General features: G+C 32.3%; 17 protein-coding genes. 14 read left to right on the top strand and 3 right to left on the bottom strand.

The features are described from left to right. Positions 1 to 164 precede the first annotated feature (164 nt). The 3 genes from J3S90_RS08600 (at position 165) to J3S90_RS08590 (ending at position 4,420) form a co-directional block, all read left to right on the top strand. Entirely contained in the window at positions 165 to 2,027 is a 1,863-nt protein-coding gene (locus J3S90_RS08600) for an ATP-binding cassette domain-containing protein (RefSeq protein ID WP_188051240.1), read from the top strand. Positions 2,028 to 2,298: 271 nt separating this feature from the next. Beyond that, positions 2,299 to 3,828 (top strand): carboxypeptidase-like regulatory domain-containing protein, encoded by a 1,530-nt coding sequence (locus tag J3S90_RS08595; RefSeq protein WP_210645830.1) that lies wholly within the window; start codon positions 2,299 to 2,301, stop codon positions 3,826 to 3,828. A gap of 151 nt (positions 3,829 to 3,979) precedes the next feature. After that, a complete protein-coding gene (locus J3S90_RS08590; RefSeq protein ID WP_210645829.1) occupies positions 3,980 to 4,420 on the top strand; it encodes a DinB family protein in 441 nt (146 codons plus the stop codon). Between the two features lie 405 nt (positions 4,421 to 4,825). Here J3S90_RS08590 and J3S90_RS08585 read toward each other — a convergent pair whose 3' ends face one another. After that, positions 4,826 to 6,376 carry an SDR family NAD(P)-dependent oxidoreductase gene (locus J3S90_RS08585; RefSeq protein WP_210645872.1) on the bottom strand — a complete coding sequence of 517 codons (1,551 nt, stop codon included), beginning with the start codon at positions 6,374 to 6,376 and terminating at the stop codon, positions 4,826 to 4,828. Positions 6,377 to 6,608: 232 nt separating this feature from the next. Between J3S90_RS08585 and J3S90_RS08580 the strand changes: the two genes are divergently transcribed. Further along, a complete protein-coding gene (locus tag J3S90_RS08580; RefSeq protein WP_210645828.1) occupies positions 6,609 to 7,388 on the top strand; it encodes an O-methyltransferase in 780 nt (259 codons plus the stop codon). Positions 7,389 to 7,418: 30 nt separating this feature from the next. Then, positions 7,419 to 8,048: a carbonic anhydrase gene (locus J3S90_RS08575; RefSeq protein WP_188051235.1), complete on the top strand. Its 630-nt coding sequence runs from the start codon at positions 7,419 to 7,421 to the stop codon at positions 8,046 to 8,048. 165 nt (positions 8,049 to 8,213) lie between these two features. Here the strand turns inward: J3S90_RS08575 and J3S90_RS08570 are convergent, their stop codons facing one another. Further along, the gene (locus J3S90_RS08570) at positions 8,214 to 8,879 is read right to left on the bottom strand and encodes a DUF6565 domain-containing protein (protein WP_210645827.1); all 666 of its coding nucleotides are present in this window, start codon (positions 8,877 to 8,879) and stop codon (positions 8,214 to 8,216) included. A gap of 371 nt (positions 8,880 to 9,250) precedes the next feature. Between J3S90_RS08570 and J3S90_RS08565 the strand changes: the two genes are divergently transcribed. The 9 genes from J3S90_RS08565 to J3S90_RS08525 all read left to right on the top strand — a co-directional run bounded on the left by J3S90_RS08565 (position 9,251) and on the right by J3S90_RS08525 (position 19,113). Then, on the top strand, positions 9,251 to 9,937 hold the full coding sequence (locus J3S90_RS08565; RefSeq protein WP_188051233.1) for an ABC transporter ATP-binding protein: 687 nt from the start codon (positions 9,251 to 9,253) through the stop codon (positions 9,935 to 9,937). Between the two features lie 262 nt (positions 9,938 to 10,199). Continuing rightward, the gene (locus J3S90_RS08560; protein WP_210645826.1) at positions 10,200 to 10,769 is read left to right on the top strand and encodes a cob(I)yrinic acid a,c-diamide adenosyltransferase; all 570 of its coding nucleotides are present in this window, start codon (positions 10,200 to 10,202) and stop codon (positions 10,767 to 10,769) included. Positions 10,770 to 10,966: 197 nt separating this feature from the next. Next, positions 10,967 to 11,188: a DUF2795 domain-containing protein gene (locus tag J3S90_RS08555; RefSeq protein ID WP_007138072.1), complete on the top strand. Its 222-nt coding sequence runs from the start codon at positions 10,967 to 10,969 to the stop codon at positions 11,186 to 11,188. 85 nt (positions 11,189 to 11,273) lie between these two features. Further along, positions 11,274 to 14,615, top strand: a complete 3,342-nt coding sequence (secA, locus tag J3S90_RS08550) for a preprotein translocase subunit SecA (RefSeq protein ID WP_210645825.1) — start codon at positions 11,274 to 11,276, stop codon at positions 14,613 to 14,615. A 1,298-nt stretch (positions 14,616 to 15,913) separates the two neighbouring features. Beyond that, positions 15,914 to 16,330, top strand: coding sequence for a hypothetical protein (locus tag J3S90_RS08545; protein ID WP_210645824.1), 417 nt, complete (start codon positions 15,914 to 15,916; stop codon positions 16,328 to 16,330). A gap of 220 nt (positions 16,331 to 16,550) precedes the next feature. Next, the gene (locus tag J3S90_RS08540; RefSeq protein ID WP_210645823.1) at positions 16,551 to 17,345 is read left to right on the top strand and encodes a hypothetical protein; all 795 of its coding nucleotides are present in this window, start codon (positions 16,551 to 16,553) and stop codon (positions 17,343 to 17,345) included. A gap of 373 nt (positions 17,346 to 17,718) precedes the next feature. Next, on the top strand, positions 17,719 to 18,060 hold the full coding sequence (locus J3S90_RS08535; RefSeq protein ID WP_210645822.1) for a type II toxin-antitoxin system RelE/ParE family toxin: 342 nt from the start codon (positions 17,719 to 17,721) through the stop codon (positions 18,058 to 18,060). A 3-nt stretch (positions 18,061 to 18,063) separates the two neighbouring features. Further along, positions 18,064 to 18,354, top strand: a complete 291-nt coding sequence (locus J3S90_RS08530; protein WP_210645821.1) for a helix-turn-helix domain-containing protein — start codon at positions 18,064 to 18,066, stop codon at positions 18,352 to 18,354. 237 nt (positions 18,355 to 18,591) lie between these two features. Continuing rightward, on the top strand, positions 18,592 to 19,113 hold the full coding sequence (locus J3S90_RS08525; RefSeq protein WP_210645820.1) for a MepB family protein: 522 nt from the start codon (positions 18,592 to 18,594) through the stop codon (positions 19,111 to 19,113). Here J3S90_RS08525 and J3S90_RS08520 read toward each other — a convergent pair. Beyond that, positions 19,108 to 19,779: a TrmH family RNA methyltransferase gene (locus J3S90_RS08520; RefSeq protein ID WP_210645871.1), complete on the bottom strand. Its 672-nt coding sequence runs from the start codon at positions 19,777 to 19,779 to the stop codon at positions 19,108 to 19,110. The genes J3S90_RS08525 and J3S90_RS08520 overlap by 6 nt on opposite strands. Between the last annotated feature and the right edge of the window lie 12 nt (positions 19,780 to 19,791).

Raw genomic sequence — 19,791 nt, 5'->3', positions numbered from 1 at the left:
GCCTTTATTCTAATAGAGATTATAAGAGTAAAACAAAACCGAATTAATAAATCAATGCGTATTTTATCAAAATATCTCAACACTTTAGAGACAAAAAGTCATATTAAAATAAACAATTCGCAATTAGTCATTTAATAGCTTACTTTTGCAAAAAAATTAGCATTGTGAATTACTTATCAGTTGAAAATATTTCCAAGTCTTTTGGAGAAAGAACACTTTTTGAAAACATTTCTTTTGGGATTAACAAAGACCAAAAAATTGCCTTTATAGCCAAAAACGGCTCTGGAAAAACTACAATTATGAGTATCATTAATGGTTTGGAAGAATCAGATACAGGTCAAGTAGTTTTGAGAAAAGGAATTAGAATGGCATTCTTGTCGCAAAACAATAATCTGCAAGAGGAATTAACTATTGAAGAAAGCATTTTTGCGTCGGATAATGAGATTTTAAAGGTGATTGAAGCCTACGAAAAAGCATTAGAAAATCCAGAAGATGAAGAAGCGTACCAAAAAGCTTTTGACGGAATGGACCAGCATAATGCATGGGATTTTGAAACGCAATACAAACAAATCTTGTTCAAGTTGAAATTAGAAGATTTCAAACTGAAAGTAAAAAACCTTTCAGGTGGACAGAAAAAGCGTTTGTCATTAGCTATTATATTGATCAATCGTCCTGATTTATTAATCTTGGATGAACCTACGAATCACTTAGATTTAGAGATGATCGAATGGTTAGAAAGTTATTTTGCCAAAGAAAATATTACCTTATTTATGGTGACGCACGACCGTTTCTTCTTGGAACGTGTATGTAATGAAATCATCGAACTTGATAATGGGAAATTATACAACTACAAAGGGAATTACTCGTATTATTTAGAGAAAAAAGAGGAACGCATTGCATCTGAAAATGCGAGTGTGGATAAAGCACAAAACCTATTCGTAAAAGAATTAGAATGGATGCGCCGTCAACCAAAAGCGAGAACAACTAAATCTAAATCGCGTCAAGACGATTTTTACGATATTAAGGAGAAAGCACAAAGCCGTCGCCGTGAAAACAAAGTAGAGCTTGAAATAAATATGGAGCGTATGGGAAGCAAGATTATTGAGCTTCACAAAATCTCTAAAAAATTCAAAGATCATGTGATCATGGATAATTTTAGTTTCGATTTTCAACCCGGAGAACGTATCGGAATCATTGGTAAAAACGGAACGGGTAAATCGACTTTCCTAAATTTATTGACCGGTACTTTACCGCTTGATGGTGGAAAAGTAGTCATTGGAGAAACTATAAAATTAGGTTATTATACGCAAAGCGGTATTAACCCAAAACCAGGACAACGTGTTATTGATGTGATCAAGGAATACGGAGAATTTATTCCGTTGATGAAAGGAAAATTAATTTCGGCTTCACAGTTACTGGAACGTTTTCTTTTTGACGCCAAAAAACAATATGATTTTGTAGATCGATTGAGTGGTGGAGAATTAAAACGACTGTATTTGTGTACGGTTTTGATTCAGAATCCAAACTTTTTGATTCTGGATGAGCCAACAAATGACTTGGATATTGTGACGTTAAACGTGCTAGAAAGCTTCCTTTTAGACTATCCTGGATGTCTTTTAGTAGTGTCGCATGACCGTTATTTTATGGATAAAATTGTAGATCACTTGTTCATCTTTAGAGGTCAAGGAGTGGTAGAAAATTTTCCAGGTAACTATTCTGATTTTAGAGCCTATGAAGACAGTACTGATGTGGCTCAAAAAGAGGAAAATAAAGCCGAGAAGAAAGATTGGAAACAAAATAATCCTACTGGAAACTTAACTTTCAACGAGCAAAAAGAATATCAGAAAACGGAAAAAGAAATTAAGGATTTAGAAGCTCAAAAAATTTCGATTGAACAGCTTTTTGCAGAAGGAAAAGTAGCTGATGATAGTATCGAAAAAAAGGCAAATGAATTGCAAAATATCATAAACAAAATAGAAGCAAAAGAAGAACGCTGGTTTGAATTGAGTGCTAAGATGGAAGGATAAAACTTCTTATGTCCCAACACAAATAGTATTTCTATTTAGTATTAAAAAACCCAAATAATTTTAGTCAAAACTAAAGTTATTTGGGTTTCTTTTTTATAAAAAAAAGTTTTACTCGTAAGAAAAATGTTAATAAACTGTTACACTAATAATTAGTATGCCGTAATATCTTCTATATTTGGAACGCTAAAAAGAACGATAGTATCTTATAATCAATTCAATAAGGCGCTGAATTAGAAAACATCATTAATCATCAAATCAATTATTCAAAAAAATGCAAAAAATCATCATCCAATCGTTTCTACTTTTATTGCTTCATCAAATAGGAGTTGCACAGAACATCAAAGGTAAAATAATAGATGCCACTACTCAAGAAAGCATTCCCTATGCGAATATCAGAGTAAACGATTCTGAAAATTTAGTTTCTAATGCCGAAGGTTTTTTTACACTTTCAGAAAGTAATAGCTCAGAGCAAACAAAACTTAGTATTTCCTATTTAGGATATGCCAATCAGCAAATTAATGTGGCTGACTTGCAAAAATCAAATTTTATTATTCAACTTGTTCCCGCTGTTTATGAATTGAATGATGTTACTATATCCAACGTAAAACCAAATCCTGATCAGATTATGGCGAATGTCAAAGCCAACTTGAAAAGCAATTATGTAAGTGATGGTGCACCATCAAAAGACATGGTGTTTTACAGACGATCGGACTATTTCAAACCTAAGACAATTGATGTGGAAATAGAAAAATCAACAGGATTTACCAAACAAACCCTTCAAAAAGCAAATGCTGATATCAAAAATTTTTCTAATAATCTAATTACTCACCCGCCTAAAGAATTTACGGATATTCTTGGTAATTATTACACCACCAATGTAAAAAAAGAAAGCAAAACTTCATTCGTATCAAAATTAGAAGTTTTAAAAGCAACCAAGTTAAAAAATGAAGGTAGCGCTACTTCCTCTGAGGATTTAGAAAAAAAAGCGATGAATATGATGTTGCAACACCTTGATTCTACTAAATATTATCGAGTAAAAAGTGGACTTTTTGGCTCTCGTGATTCCATCTCTTTGCGAAAAGATTTTAATAGCAGAAAAAATAAAAAAATAGGTGTTGAAGCAACCAATCAGTTGACTAGCGCTAAAAGGAATATTACATCATTTTTGTCACAAAACAACTTTGCTCAGACCAAGAAATTTAATTTTATAACAGATCCAGATCTTTATAATTATACCTACGAAGGAACGACTTATTTTGCTGATAATGAATTTGCCTATGTTATAACCTTTAAACCTAGAAGAAGTAAAGCAAAGTTTTCAGGAAAATTATATGTTTCAGAAAACGACTATGCTGTATTAAGAGTAGACTATACCTTAGATGAAGGCGAGAAACTAGAGGGTTTTAACATGAAATTGCTATTGGGCATCAAAGTGTCTCAGAATGTGAGCAAGGGAACAATTATTTTTCAAAAAAAATCAGAAGGAAACGGCTATTATTTGCAATATGCAACAATAGATTCAGGAATGTATTTTTATGTGAATCGCCCATTAAAATTTATTGAGTTAGCCAAAGGAGAGAAAGATGTACTTTCACTTGACATGAAAATAGAGGGAAACGCAAACTCTACTACTGAATTCCTAAACATATCAAGATCAAAAATAGCTACTGAAACAATTGAAAAAATAAAAGAAGTTGACTTTAAATTTCTAAATGTAAAATCCTACGATGCTAGTATTTGGAAACAATATAATGCTATAGAACCACAAGAAGAAATGAAGCGTTTTAAAGCTATAAATTAATTATTTAAACTGCACAAATTCTGGATCATTAGTGCTTTATATAGTTTAAAAAAAAATTCGTTAATAATTGTAAAATATTAATACAGCAATTTTGCTATTTTTACAAAAATGAGAAAATTTGAAAATGTTAAAAATTTGATAAAATAAAAAGATGCTTCAACAATCAATTAGTCGACTTGAACATTTAACTGAAACAATTCCTGAAATTCTTAGTAAAATTGAAGATGAAATTTTTTCTAAAAAACACTCTGCAAATAAGTGGAGTAAAAAACAAATTATTGGACATTTAATTGATAGCGCTACAAATAATCATCAAAGATTTATACGTGGACAATTTGAAGAAAATCCAGAAATAAAGTATGATCAAAATAAATGGAATGAATATAATTTCTATCAAGAAATTGAAAAAGAACAAATAATTTCCTTTTGGAAAGTTTACAATAAACAACTCATTGAAATCATCAAAAGAATAACAAAAGAAAATTTAATACGAGAAATAAAAATTAACGATAAAAATTTGACTTTGGAATTTTTAATAATTGATTATGTTGTTCATTTAGAATATCATTTAAAGCAAATATTGAAAGAATAAAAAAGAAACGTAAAACATCCGTTTTCAGTAAGTAAGGCTTTAATGGGATTACAGTTTTTATTTATATCGTTACTTAGCATAAACACTCTACTTCTAAATTTTCCAACCATGGCAAACGAAGAGACAACAAGAAGTTTTAAAATCACTCAATAAAACAAATTATGAAAAAATACAATTCTAAATTTTTTCTAAATAAAGAAATTAAGTTAATACCAACTATTATTCTGGCAGGTATTGTATTTTTTTTCATATTTAAATTAGGAAAAGATTGCGCCAATTATGATAAAAGACATGCTAAAATTACAAATGAATTCAAGTAATTATTTACAGTATTTCGATAATTTATAATAAAAAACCACAACAGAATTAGATTAAGTTGTGGTTTTTTTATTGAATGTTATCTTTTCACCAAGGAATCGGATTGTAGTCTTTTAAGAATTTACCGCACCAATGTTTCCCTGTATTAATTCCGTCAAAAAGCGGATCCATTACTCGGGCTGCACCATCAACAATATCCAATGGTGGCTGAAAATCTTCCTCTTCTTGTTTCTTTTTGGCTAACTCAGCCGGATCTTCGTCAGTTACCCAACCGGTATCAACGGCGTTCATAAAAATTCCAACTTTAGCTAATTCTCCTGCTGCCGTGTGAGTAAGCATATTTAGCGCCGCTTTCGCCATGTTCGTGTGTGGATGACGCGCTTCTTTAAAAAAGCGATGAAACTTCCCTTCCATGGCAGAAACGTTTATAATGTGTTTTTTTCCTGTAATTTCTTTTTTCATCACTTCAGAAAGGCGGTTGCATAATACAAAAGGCGCTACCGAATTAACGAGTTGTACTTCGATCATTTCAGTAGTTTCTATTTGACCTAATTTCAATCGCCAACTATTTGTTTTCCTTAAATCGACTTGCTGCAAGTCGGCATCAAGTTCTCCTTCTGGAAAAACTTCATTTGCCACTAAGGCATTATCAAATGAATACGGAATTTGAGATAATTTAGCCGAAGCTCGCAAACCAATTCCAGGTTCTGGTCCGTGCCAAGTTACTGGCATATTTTGATTGGAAGAGGCGCCAGAAGTCAATATCTTCAATTCATCCAAACAATTCGTATGATCTAATAATAATTCTTGTGCTTGTTTGGGCAAATCAGAAAGTAAGCGTTCTTCATTCTGCATCAAATGAGTATAAAACCCTGCAGGACGTCGTACCGTTTGTGCCGCATTATTAATTAGAATATCCAATCTTTCGTATTTCTGTTCTATAAAATTGCAGAATATTTCGACACTTGGAATATGTCTTAAATCCAATCCATGTATTTTTAAGCGATGTCCCCAATCTATAAAATCGGGTTCTTTAGAAAAACGCAAAGCCGAATCCACCGGAAAACGAGTTGTTGCAATCACCGTTGCTCCACCGCGCAAAAGCATTAGTGTGATGTGGTATCCAATTTTAAGTCGAGATCCCGTAATTACTGCTACTTGTCCTTTTACATCGGCAGTTTGAAAACGTTTGGCATAATTAAAATCACCACAATCGGTACACATCGTATCATAAAAGTGATGCATCTTTGTAAATGGTGTTTTACATACATAACAATTTCTAGGGGTTTCTAATTCTAATTGCTCTTTGCTATTAAGCTCATTAAAAGCCAATAATTTTGGAGCTACAAACACACTAGCTTCACGAGCATAACGAATTCCGGTTTCTTTACGTGCCGTTTTATCTTGCTTTTCTTTCTTGCGTTTTGCCACTAATCTTCCGTCCTTTTTTCTGCGAGAAAGCTCATCACGATCTGGTCTCGAAAACTGTCCCGCTGCTTTTATCAAAGCTGTTCTTTGCTCTTTTTCAATATCAAATATTTGATCGGTATCAGTATTTAACTGTGACAAAATGGCGATACATCTGTCAATTTCATTTGAGGTTATAGCAATCGTAGGCGCTATTTCATCTTTCGTCATCATAAAAAACGGGAATTATTCTTAGTGTAAATTTCAAGTCGGCAAATATAGTTTTTTAAAAGTTTACGAGATCAGTTTAACTCATTTTCGAAAAGAATCACGCCATAACAAAAAATACTTTTTACCCATACTCTTGAAACAATCTGTCGTAATTAGTAAAATTTGTGTTTAATGTAAAGAATTCTCTGAGTATCTTCGCTTTTTTTTGTGCAACTCTGTGTAATAAACCTTTATGTTATTTCAAGTAAAATCATATCTAAAATTTCTTTGGCAGTCCAAAAACGAGCATGCAGTTCATTCTCCATTTGTCTTTAATTTATTGACAAAATGCTTTTATGATCGTAAAACAATACCAGAATATGAGGTTTTAAAAAAGTTTAGGAAATCACTTTTAGAAAACAAAAACACTATTGAAGTCACTGATTTTGGTGCCGGTTCCAAAGTTTTTAAATCTAATAAAAGAGAAATTTCAAAGATTGCTACAACTGCGGGAATTTCAACAAAAAGAGCCGAATTAATATACCGTATTGTAAATTATTTTCAACCATCCTCCATTTTAGAAATAGGAACTTCAGTAGGATTAGCAACTGCTGCACTTTCTCTAGGAAACAAAAAGGCACAAATCACAACTTTAGAAGGCTGCAAAAACACCTTATCTGTTGCGCAAGATCATTTGCAAAAATTAAAATGCATGAATATTGAATTTTTAAATTCAGAATTTAGTCATTATTTAAAAAATAACGATTTAAAATCTAAAACATTTGATCTTATTTATTTTGACGGAAACCACCAAAAACAAGCTACTTTAGATTATTTTGAAGCATTACTTCCTACAGTTACTAACGAAACGGTATGGATTTTTGATGATATTCATTGGTCAAAACATATGGAAGAGGCCTGGAAAATAATACAAAAACAGGATAAAGTTAGCGTAACGATAGACACGTTTCAATGGGGATTTGTATTTTTTAGAAGAGAACAACCAAAAGAACATTTCATCATTCGCGTATAGATTATTATATTTGCAATCTAAATATACTACATGGACATCAAACAGATCTTCGAGAATAACCGCAATTGGATTGCAAAAAAGCTTCAAAGCGACGAAAAATATTTTGACAAATTAGGCGACGGACAAACTCCTGAATTCCTTTATATAGGTTGTTCTGATAGCCGCGTTTCTGCCGAAGATCTAATGGGATTAGAACCTGGACAAGTTTTTGTACACAGAAATATTGCTAATATGGTTCCCAATACAGACCTTAATTCGATGTCTGTTATTAATTATGCCGTAACGAGTTTAAAAGTAAATCACATTGTAGTTTGTGGCCATTATGGTTGTGGCGGTGTACTTGCTGCCATGCAACAAGCCGATTTAGGAATTTTAAATCCATGGTTAAGAAACATACGTGATGTATACCGTCTTCACAGACAAGAGCTTGATGCAATAGAAGAGGAAGGTCAAAAATACAAAAGATTAGTAGAGTTGAATGTTCAAGAACAATGCATCAACGTGATTAAAACCGCTGAAGTTCAGAGAGCCAATAGACAACGCAATCTAAAAGTGTACGGATGGGTTTTTGATATTCACAACGGAGAATTAATAGATTTAAATATCGATGTTGATGCTATCTTTAAAGAAATTACATCCATTTATAAAATAGCGGATTAATAAAATAATCCTCTTCAATTAAAATTTACAACAAAGGCTGTTTCAAAATTATTGAAACAGCCTTTTATTTATTTATTCGTTATCGTAAAAAGGTAACCAAAAAAAAATGACAGCCATTACTGACTGTCATCTTCCTATTGAATTAACTATTCCTTATTCTTTAGCTTATTGTTTAGCTTTTTTCATTTCTTCTGATTTAGCTCCCATTCTATTTAGAGTGTACATCGGTGCAAATTTAATTTTTAAACCAGCAATTTTTCTATTGTCTTCAGAAGAAAGACCTTCTTTTTCTACTGTATTTTTTCTGCTATCCAACGCTTCATACATTGCTTTTACTTCATCCCAATCTTCACGAGAATATTTGTCTTTGTTGTTTTCTACAGTATGAACAAATTGTTGGTAAACACTATGAATATTAGCGGCATTTACCCAACCAAAATTCATATCATCACCTATTTTTCCTTCACCAAACAAAGCATTTCTCATTTGTTGTTTTGGATTTGCAGCAGCAACGGCAGCCATTTTTTGAGCTTCAACTTTAACTTTTAAAGCTTCATATTTTGCTTTACTAGCATCAATTCTTGCTTGAGATTCAGCATTATCTTTCATATCAGCTATAGCAACTTCAGCTTCTCCTACTCTAGTTTGGTATGAAGATTCAATACCTTCCCAATTTTGAGCTGCTTCAGCTTCAGCTACGTTTCCAAGAGAATCTACGTAAGTTACGTACGAATCAACTTTTTTCTTTGCTTGTTCCGCTTTTTCATCTTTACATGATGTAAATCCTATAGCCATTACTGCTAATCCTAATACTAGTTTTTGAGTTTTCATAATTTTTGATTTAATTAATTATTATGAAACAAATGTATATCAGATTGTGAAATATTCAATAATAAAACAATAATTATACAACTAATCTTAAAAATTGTGAAATAATACAAAAACTTAGTTGAATTATAAAAATATTAACTAAAATAATATAAAAGTTTATAACTTGTTTTAGCTTATGAACCACTAGAAAAATCATCTAAATCGCAGTATTAAACTAAACTTAATAATGTAGAAATTAAAATTCATTATTCTAAACAGTGTAACAAATTAAAAAAAAGACTACTTATTAATAGTTCAAAAGTTTTTGTACTTTTAAAATCTAAATTAATAGTAGCCTGAGCAAAGTCTAAGGTTAAAAATCATACATTCTAATGGCAAACCCGCTAATAAAAATAACGAATATCAAAAGAGATTTTGTACTTGGAAATGAAATCGTTTATGTTCTAAAAGGCATTGATTTAGAAATAAATAAAGGCGAATATGTAGCTTTAATGGGACCTTCGGGATCTGGAAAATCTACCTTAATGAACTTATTAGGATGCTTAGACACCCCTACTTCAGGGAATTACATTTTGAACGGAAAAGATGTAAGCAAAATGAAAGATGATGAGTTAGCCGAAATTAGAAACAAAGAAATAGGTTTTGTTTTTCAAACCTTCAACCTTTTACCTAGAACAACTGCCCTAGATAATGTGGCATTACCCATGATATATGCAGGTTTTTCTAAATCAGAACGCAACAAACGAGCTACCGAAGTTCTAGAACAAGTAAATCTTGCCGATAGAATGGATCACCAACCCAACCAACTTTCTGGAGGACAACGTCAGCGTGTAGCAATCGCTAGAGCTTTAGTCAACAAACCATCTATCATTCTGGCCGATGAACCTACCGGAAATCTAGACAGCAAAACCTCACTAGAAATCATGAAACTATTTGGTGACATTCACTCCAACGGGAATACCGTTATTCTAGTAACTCACGAGGAAGAAATTGCCGCTTATGCCAATAGAATCATTCGTTTGCGCGATGGATTAATAGAAAGTGATACCACAAAATAATTTTTTTTCAAGGAGCTAATCCGGCTATCCGCTACAATCTTTATTGCTCTTTCACGCCTCTAAAAAGGCTAAAATAGCAATAAAGGATTTTCACTACTATCCGGGCTAGGAACGAGTTGTAAAAAGAACTTCTATAATAGTAAAAAAGAGTTTTAAACTTTTACAGAAGGCTTAGTTTTAGTAATAAATCCATTTGAAGTTTCTTCTATTTCAAGAATCAAATTAATAGCCTAAATTTGATCCACAACACTAATTCAAAAAAATGAAAGTATATACAAAAACGGGAGACAAAGGAACGACAGCTCTTTTTGGAGGAACTCGAGTACCTAAAGACCACGCCCGAATAGAAAGTTACGGAACCGTAGATGAGTTAAACTCCCATATCGGATTAATTCGTGACCAAGAAATGAATATCCATTACAAAGAAATTTTAATCGAAATTCAAGATCGCTTATTTACAGTGGGAGCAATTCTTGCTACTCCACCAGAAAAAGAGGTCATGAAAAACGGAGAATTACGATTAAAAAAACTAGGAATAATTGAATCTGATATCGAATTATTAGAAAATGAAATTGACGCTATGGAAGAAGCCTTGCCGCCAATGACACATTTTGTACTTCCTGGAGGACACACAACTGTGTCATATTGTCATATTGCACGCTGTGTTTGCCGTCGAGCAGAACGTCTAGCCGTTCATTTAAGTCATAATGAACCCGTTGCCGAGATTGCAATTAAGTACTTAAACCGACTTTCTGACTATCTTTTTGTGTTGGCACGAAAGTTGTCTCATGACTTGAATGCTAACGAAGTGCAATGGATACCGAGGAAGTAAGTTTTCAGTCCTAAAGCTTTAAGAAAAGAGTAATGGTTTTTTAATTTTAGAGGTATTCAAAATGAAAAAATTGTTAATTTAAAGTCAAAAATCTGAAATCAATTTAAACGTTCTTAACTTTAACTAAAAATAAATCATTTTTTACTTGTCTCTTTCAGTAAAAATTTTATTTTTGCACAAAACTAAATCGACAACAAATGTATTGGACATTAGAATTAGCATCCTATCTTAGTGATGCCCCGTGGCCTGCTAACAAAGACGAACTTATTGACTACGCTATTAGAGCAGGAGCTCCATTAGAAGTAGTAGAAAACCTTCAATCTATAGAAGATGAAGGCGAGATATATGAATCAATGGAAGAAATATGGCCAGATTATCCTACTGACGAAGATTATCTTTGGAATGAGGATGAATATTAAAAGGTAACCCAATTAAAAAGTCTCTAAAGAGGCTTTTTTTGGTTTAAAGTCTCAAAATTAAAAAAAATAGAAATAAAAACATATCATGAGTTTCATAAATAGCCTTATTAAAGTCTTTGTTGGCGATAAGTCACAAAAAGATGTAAAAGCATTACAACCTTATCTTAACAAAATTAAAACGTTCGAAACTCCTTTAATGTCATTAACCAATGATGAACTTAGAGGACGCACCCTATTTTTTAAAGAAAAAATAAAACAAGATCGTTCCGAAAAAGATGCCAAAATTGCCTCTCTTAAAAAGGAAGTAGAAAGTATCACGGATATTGATAAAAGAGAAGACATTTACATCGCTATTGATGCTCTTGAAAAAGAAGCTTACGATATTTCTGAAAAAACTTTAATGGAAATTCTTCCAGAAGCTTTTGCTGTAGTAAAAGAAACAGCAAGACGTTTCAAAGACAATTCTCAAATTGTAGTTACAGCAACTCCAAAAGACAGAGAATTATCTGCCACAAAAAGCTACATTACTTTAGACGGAGACAACTCAGTTTGGAGTAACACATGGAGTGCTGCAGGAAAAGAAATTACCTGGGATATGATTCACTATGACGTACAATTAATTGGCGGAATGGTGTTGCACGAAGGAAAAGTGGCAGAAATGCAAACTGGTGAAGGAAAAACATTAGTGGCAACTTTACCATTGTACTTAAATGCATTAACAGGAAACGGTGTGCATTTAGTAACTGTGAATGATTATTTGGCAAAAAGAGATAGTACCTGGAAAGCGCCTTTATTCGAATTTCATGGTATGACTGTAGAATGTATTGACAACTACCAGCCCAATTCTGATGACAGAAGAAAAGCGTATGATGCAGATATAACTTACGGAACTAATAATGAATTTGGTTTTGATTACTTAAGAGATAACATGGCACATTCGCCAAATGATCTGGTACAACGCAAACATAATTATGCTATTGTCGATGAGGTCGATTCAGTATTAATTGATGATGCAAGAACACCATTAATTATCTCTGGACCAGTCCCTCAAGGAGACCGTCATGAGTTCATGGAAATGAAACCAAAAATCGAAAACCTAGTGGCGCTTCAACGTCAATTAGCAAACGGTTTTTTATCAGAAGCTAAAAAATTAATAAAAGAGGGAAATACTAAAGAAGGTGGATTCCAATTATTAAGAGCTTACCGAGCATTACCAAAAAACAAAGCATTAATTAAGTTTTTAAGTGAAGAAGGAATTAGACAATTGCTTCAAAAAACAGAAAACCATTATATGCAAGATAACAATAGAGAAATGCACAAGATCGATGAGGCATTGTACTTTGTTATTGAAGAAAAAAACAATCAAGTAGAATTATCGGACAACGGAATAAAATATCTTTCTGGAGATACTGATGCTGACTTTTTTGTACTTCCAGATATTGGAACAGAAATAGCTGCTATCGAAAAGAAAAAATTAGACAAAGACGTTGAAGCAGAAGAAAAAGAAAAATTATTTCAAGATTTTGGTGTAAAAAGTGAGCGTATTCACACTTTAACACAACTTCTAAAAGCCTACACTTTATTTGAAAAAGACACAGAATATGTGATCATGGATAATAAAATCATGATTGTAGATGAGCAAACGGGTCGTATAATGGATGGTCGTCGTTACTCTGACGGATTACACCAAGCGATTGAAGCTAAAGAAAATGTAAAAATTGAAGCGGCTACACAAACCTTTGCAACAGTAACTTTGCAAAACTATTTCAGAATGTACAACAAACTGGGTGGTATGACAGGAACTGCTGTTACTGAAGCGGGTGAGTTATGGCAGATATATAAATTAGACGTTGTAGAAATTCCTACGAACAGAGGAATGGCACGATTGGATAAAGAGGATTTTATTTATAAAACGACTCGTGAAAAATTCAACGCTGTTATTGAAGACGTAACAGAATTATCAAAAGCAGGAAGACCAGTACTTATTGGTACTACTTCAGTAGAGATTTCAGAATTATTAAGCCGAATGTTAAAAATGCGAGGGGTTACACATAATGTGTTGAATGCCAAAATGCACAAACAAGAAGCTCAAATTGTTGAAGAAGCTGGTAAACCAGGAGTAGTTACTATTGCAACAAACATGGCTGGTCGTGGTACGGATATTAAATTATCTGCCGAAGTAAAAGCAGCAGGTGGATTAGCAATTGTAGGTACAGAGCGTCATGACTCTCGTCGTGTAGACCGTCAGTTACGTGGTCGTGCAGGTCGTCAAGGAGATCCAGGAAGTTCACAGTTTTATGTTTCTCTTGAAGATAATTTAATGCGTTTATTTGGCTCTGAAAGAGTAGCCAAAGTAATGGACAGAATGGGATTGCAAGAAGGAGAAGTGATTCAACATTCGATGATGACAAAATCTATCGAGCGTGCTCAGAAAAAAGTAGAGGAAAATAACTTTGGTGTTCGTAAGCGTTTGTTAGAATATGATGACGTTATGAATGCACAACGTGAAGTAGTTTACAAACGTCGTCGTCATGCTTTGTTTGGAGAGCGTTTGAAATTAGATATTGCTAATATGCTTTATGACACCTGCGAATTAATTGTAGATCAAAATAAAGGAAGTAATAATTTTAAAAACTTCGAATTTGAATTAATTCGATATTTTTCTATTACTTCACCAGTTACCGAAAGTGAGTTCAATAAATTGAGCGAAATGGAGCTAACAGGAAAAGTATATAAAGCGACATTAGAATATTATACTGAAAAAACAGCAAGAAGCGCAAGAGAAGCCTTCCCTATTATAAAAAGTGTTTACGAAGATAAAAACAATCAATTTGAGCGTATCGTAGTTCCTTTTACAGATGGAATTAAATCGTTGAATGTGGTAACTGATTTGAAAATGGCTTATGATTCTCAAGGAACGCAACTAGTGGCTGATTTTGAGAAAAACATTACCTTAGCAATTGTTGATGAAGCATGGAAAAAACACTTGCGTAAAATGGACGAATTGAAACAATCGGTTCAATTAGCCGTTCACGAACAAAAAGATCCTTTACTAATTTACAAATTAGAAGCTTTTAATTTGTTTAGAGCAATGATTGACAACGTAAACAAAGAAGTAATTTCTTTCTTGTTCAAAGGAGATCTACCAGCTCAAGAAAATCAAAAAATTCAAGAGGCAATAGATGTTGCTCCAAGAGAAGATTACGAGTTGAGTAAAGATGAGATTCCTAATAGTGAAGCTGCAAACCGTGAAGCGGGAGAAACCCAACCACGCCAAGTTACGGAAACTATTACTAGAGATATGCCCAAAATAAATCGTAATGATAACGTTACGGTACAAAACGTGGCTAACGGACAAATACAAGAAATGAAATACAAAAAAGCCGAGAGCTTAATCGCTTCAGGACAATGGGTATTAGTGAACTAAAAACCCTTTTATTTCTAAACAATAAAAACTCCACTGCGCAAGTAGTGGAGTTTTTTTATGCTTTTTATTTAGGAGCTATTCCTGCCCTACGCTACAAAGCATTTGGTCTCCCACCCTTTTTTTAGGCGCTTGCAGGAGCTTCTTGCAGTCGCTCTGCAACCACCATAAAAAGCGGCAGGTTACCGCCATGCGTTTTTCGCTGCGGTCAGGGCTAGGGATTTTGTGCTAAATAAGTACGTTTACGTTTTTTTTTTAAAACGATCTTATCCTACAACAGTACATAATTGAGATACTTGTAATATGGTACGATTTTTAAGTAATTTATTACTATAATTTGAAAATCAATAGTGAATGTCACTTTCAAGATTTATATCGTAGAAGTTACCAGAGCTTATAGTTGTTTTCAGAAAAATATAAAAAAGAAATAGTCAGCAAAGCAAGATTCATTAAAAACCTAAAAAAAACAAATACACTCTTATAGTATTCTATTATAACCTCAGTGGTTGCTACTTTGGACAAAATGACTACAACCACTAAATAACAAAAGATTTTTATTTATCTAAATGGGACCAAACCACCTAGATTTCAAATACTAAAGATGCGGATAGCATTTTTTCTATCGAAAAAATTGTTCTTAGACGCAATGTTTTTTTGCAGCAGGAAATAATCAAAACTTTATCATTAGAAAAATATATTTATTCGAAAACAAAAATGCACATTTCATCGATTACCACAATATAAAACCAAATTCAACTAGTACAAAATATTTTATTATCGACATTAAAAATACTAATTATAAGATTTATACCTACACCAGTGAAGAAGATTATCACAAGCACAGAAACCACTTTGAAATTCCGAAGGCATTGAATCATCAATCCTACGCCAAGACCTTGGAATAATGTTCGGTGATAAAAAGCCTTTTAGCAAATGTTACGTGGACAGTTCACTATCACTAGTGCAGCTTTGTACTAAAAATACTGTTTTTATCCCTATATTCGTTTCGGCATAAAAAACGCTGCTACAAAGTCCAAACCATTGCATAACACCAGAAAAAACTTTACGATTCGCTAACGAAAAGTACTAATAAGATAATTTAAATGAAAAAAGCAGTACTTTATATATTCCTATTTTCATCAATAGTGCTGTTAGCGGATTGCTTGATGTACTTTTATTATCAAATAAGCTTTGCAGGTTACTACAGTGACATAGTTTTGTTTTGGCTTTGGCTTTTTACGAGCATAATAGTTATCGTTCTGTACTGGAGAAAGATAATGGTCAAACTATTTTTCATAATTATGGTATTAGCACTGATAGGAAGTATTGTACCAATGATGATTCCATTTTATGCGATACTACTATCAATGACGCCTTCTGGATTACAATTTGACAAACAATTAAACACAAAATATCGAGCGCAAATTGTGGGTTACAGCATAATGACACTGCCTCGCTTTGAACTGATTGAAAAAAAAGGAATACTCGAAAAAAAATTGCTTCACTGCACTGAAATCGACTTTCAAGGGTTTAAAGACGATAGAATAGCTGTAAAATACGAATCACAACTTCGTTCTGACCTTAGAATTAGTGAAGCTAAAGACATCGCTTTTAAATCTGAAACTGATAGTACGGTTACGCTAGCTCTTTTATACGGACAACCTACTATCATTATAACTTTTGATAAAACTACAAAACAACTAAAACAAAGAAAATAAATAAAAAAGCAAAATAATCAAGTACAATCACACAACATAAATTGAGTAAGATAGCGGGCTTTGTTCGAAAGCGAATTAGATGTGCTTTGTAAAAAATTAAGCTATTGTTGAATGTTTATACTTTTTACTCCATTACACAACATTACCACGCTGAAAACCTTTGAAATCAATTTCCATAAAAAAACAAAAAATCATTAAAAATAAAAATAATTTTAACCTTATGACACCAAAACAAGTAGTTAAACTCAGTAATATAATTGGAATTACAGCAATAATTCTTTTAGCTTATTGGGTTTTTACCTTTATAACAATTCAAGTTTTCGGATTGAAAGTCTTTAAAGAAAATATTACGGAAACTTTTTATTTAAGTGTATTGGCAATTCTTGCTTTAATGGTGGGTTCCCTAATTGTCAATGTAATGTTTAACCTTACTCGAATTGCTGAAAATAAAGACAGTTCAGAAAATAAGGCAAACACTAATAAAAAAACATATTTTTTTATTTTAGCAATTTTTCCTTTAATTGCACTTATATTATTCGGTGGAGACTATTTGACATCAAATAAAAAAGAAAAAATGCTAATAAAATCTGCAGAATCAATTCTTTCTAAGAACAAAACCAACACTGCTAAATTATTAAATTATGAATTTTCTGAAAAATATATCATTGAAACCACTGATATTTTAGAAATATACTCTAAAACAGACAAAAATTTTCCAAACGTAAATTTATTGGTAAAAGACACTATAAATGGCTCTCCTACTTATTTAGGATTTAATCGATACGAAAGTGGAAATTTACAGGATACAATTACGCCAAAAAAACAAAATTATATTTATAAAACAACTCAAATAGAACGCGAGTATTTAGACAAAATATTTAGCAGAAAAAGTAATGAAATAAGATACAGTAATCGCAATGGAGAATATGAATTGTTTTATCCTTATATTCAAGGTGAAAAAATAATTGTACTCTATTTTTCTGAACAGCAAAGATATGGGAAAATTGGAAGTTAAAAAGCTGCAATCTATCAAAAGCTTTCCCTTAAAGTTGGAGCTTTTGCTGAATTAGTTTTTTTAAAGTATTGCCGTTTCGGTATAAAATAAGCTTTAACAAAGTCCCTTTTCTCAGAACAAAAAAAGACCTTGTTAACAAGGATAACTATCATGTAACAGAACACGATAGGCGGATTTGTAATCCGTGCTAATTCCAACTAACTTTTCATGAGTTATTCTAAGCCTAATTTTTATCTCAAATTATTCTGAGATATATTATAAAACCCTTTAAATATTTTTAAAAACTAAATGAATGTTATTTAACGTTCTGAACATTAGCACAAAAAATATATTTACACTTGCAATAACGTAACTTTTAAGTTACTTTTAAAAAATGAAAGTATGTGAAGTGATTGCATATGAAAATTACTTTGAAGATTTCCTTCTTGAACAGACTAAAAAAGTTCAGGGTAAAATCTTTAAAATTATTGACGCAATCGAAACTTTAGAAAGAGTTCCATCGAATTATCTTAAATCAATGGAAGGAACAAATGGTTTTTATGAAGCTCGAATTCAATTAGGTTCGAATATTTGGCGCATATTTTGTTTTTTCGATAACGGAAAACTAGTAATCCTACTCAATGGCTTTCAGAAAAAAACGCAGAAAACTCCCAAAAATGAGATTGAAAAAGCGTTGCGATTAATGAAAAAATATTACGAAGAAAAAAACAAATAAATTATGGAAACTAAAAGTTGGAAAGACATTAAAGACAATGTTTACGGGGAAAAAGGAACCGAAAGACGTGACGAACTAGAGAGAGATTTCCAAGGTTTCAAAATTGGCTTGTTATTAAAAAAAGCTCGCGAAGAAAAACATTTAACACAAACTGAACTTGGAGGTTTAGTGGATAAAAAAAGAGAATATATTTCAAGAATTGAAAATAACGGAAGCAATTTAACATTAAAGACGTTATACGATATTGTAGAAAAAGGACTTGGTGGAAAAGTAAAAATACAAATTGAATTATAAAGCTACGTCTATTAACAGCTAGTGTTTAGTTACATTATTAGCAATTACATAATTTACAAAATAACTATTACATTTTGGAAGCAAGAAAGATAAAAAAAGTCGAAAGCTTCTTAGCTTCAGGACAATAAACTTTTAAGAATGTTTAATATTCAGCTAAAAGCTAGTATATTATAATTCTCAATTAACAAAATAACTCCCTATTTTCTTTACATTTGAAATCCTATTAAAAACAAAAAAATGTCCTGGAAAAGCGATCTTACAATTCATACCGATTTACTTCTTACTAAAGAAAAACTTTATGACACCTATAATTTTGAATGTTCGTTTCCTGAAAAGGAAAAAGAAAGCGCTGAATACGGAGCGTATTCATTCCTACTAAATAATAAATCAATTGTATTTCGTGCTGCTAAAATTACTCCAACCAAAATTGGGCAATTTGTAACTTTATGGAAAAGAATTGAAAAAGGACCAATTCAACCTTTTGATTACACTGATGCAATTGATTTAATTGTGATTAGCGTCCGAAAAGAAAATCGTGTTGGACAATTTGTATTTCCTAAAGCAGTCCTTTGTGAAAAAGGAATTATTGCGACAATTACTAAAGAAGGCAAAAGAGCGATTCGAGTTTATCCGCCTTGGGATGAAGCTATCAATAAACAAGCTCAAAAAACGCAACAATGGCAATTGGAGTATTTTTTAGAAATTCCAACTGATGAAAAAGTTAACATCGAACGCGCAAAAATGTTGTACGGTTTATAAAACTGATTTCGGATTGTCAATAAAATAACGCGTTTCGATTCTTTTGATATCTTTTATAGAATTTTTAGCCCAAGCCAAACGTTTTTCTAAAATTTCATCATCCGATAAATGCCAATCAATGTTCGTTTTACGCAACCTACTCGTTAAGTTTTGAATTATTATTGCAGCAGAAACTGAGATATTCAGACTCTCTGTAAAACCTACCATCGGGATTTTAAGAAAACCATCCGCACGTTTGAGAATTTCTTCTGACAAACCGTCTCTTTCCGTTCCAAAAAACAAAGCACTCGGTTTTGAAATATCAAAATCATCCATTAAGCAATCACCTTCATGAGGAGTCGTAGCAATGATTTGGTAACCTTTATCTTTAAGAGTATCTACACAATTCGTAATACTATCAAAAGTATTGATATCAACCCATTTTTGAGCACCCATAGCAATTTCCTTATCAATACTTTTACCGTAACGCTGTTCGATAACATTCAATTCTTGAATACCAAAAACTTCACAGCTACGCATTACCGCGCTAGTGTTGTGCATCTGAAAAATATCTTCAACAGCAATGGTGAAATGTTTCGTTCTAGTTTCCAAAACTTTCAGGAATTTCTCTTTACGGTTGTCAGTCAGAATATTTTCAAGAAAATTAAGGTAATCGATATCAATCATTAGAATAAGTTT

The organism is Flavobacterium flabelliforme (assembly GCF_017948675.1).
GTDB classification, from domain to species: Bacteria; Bacteroidota; Bacteroidia; order Flavobacteriales; family Flavobacteriaceae; genus Flavobacterium; species Flavobacterium pygoscelis.
Note: the sequence above shows the minus strand (reverse complement) of the source record. Positions and strands in the feature narration are given on the sequence as shown.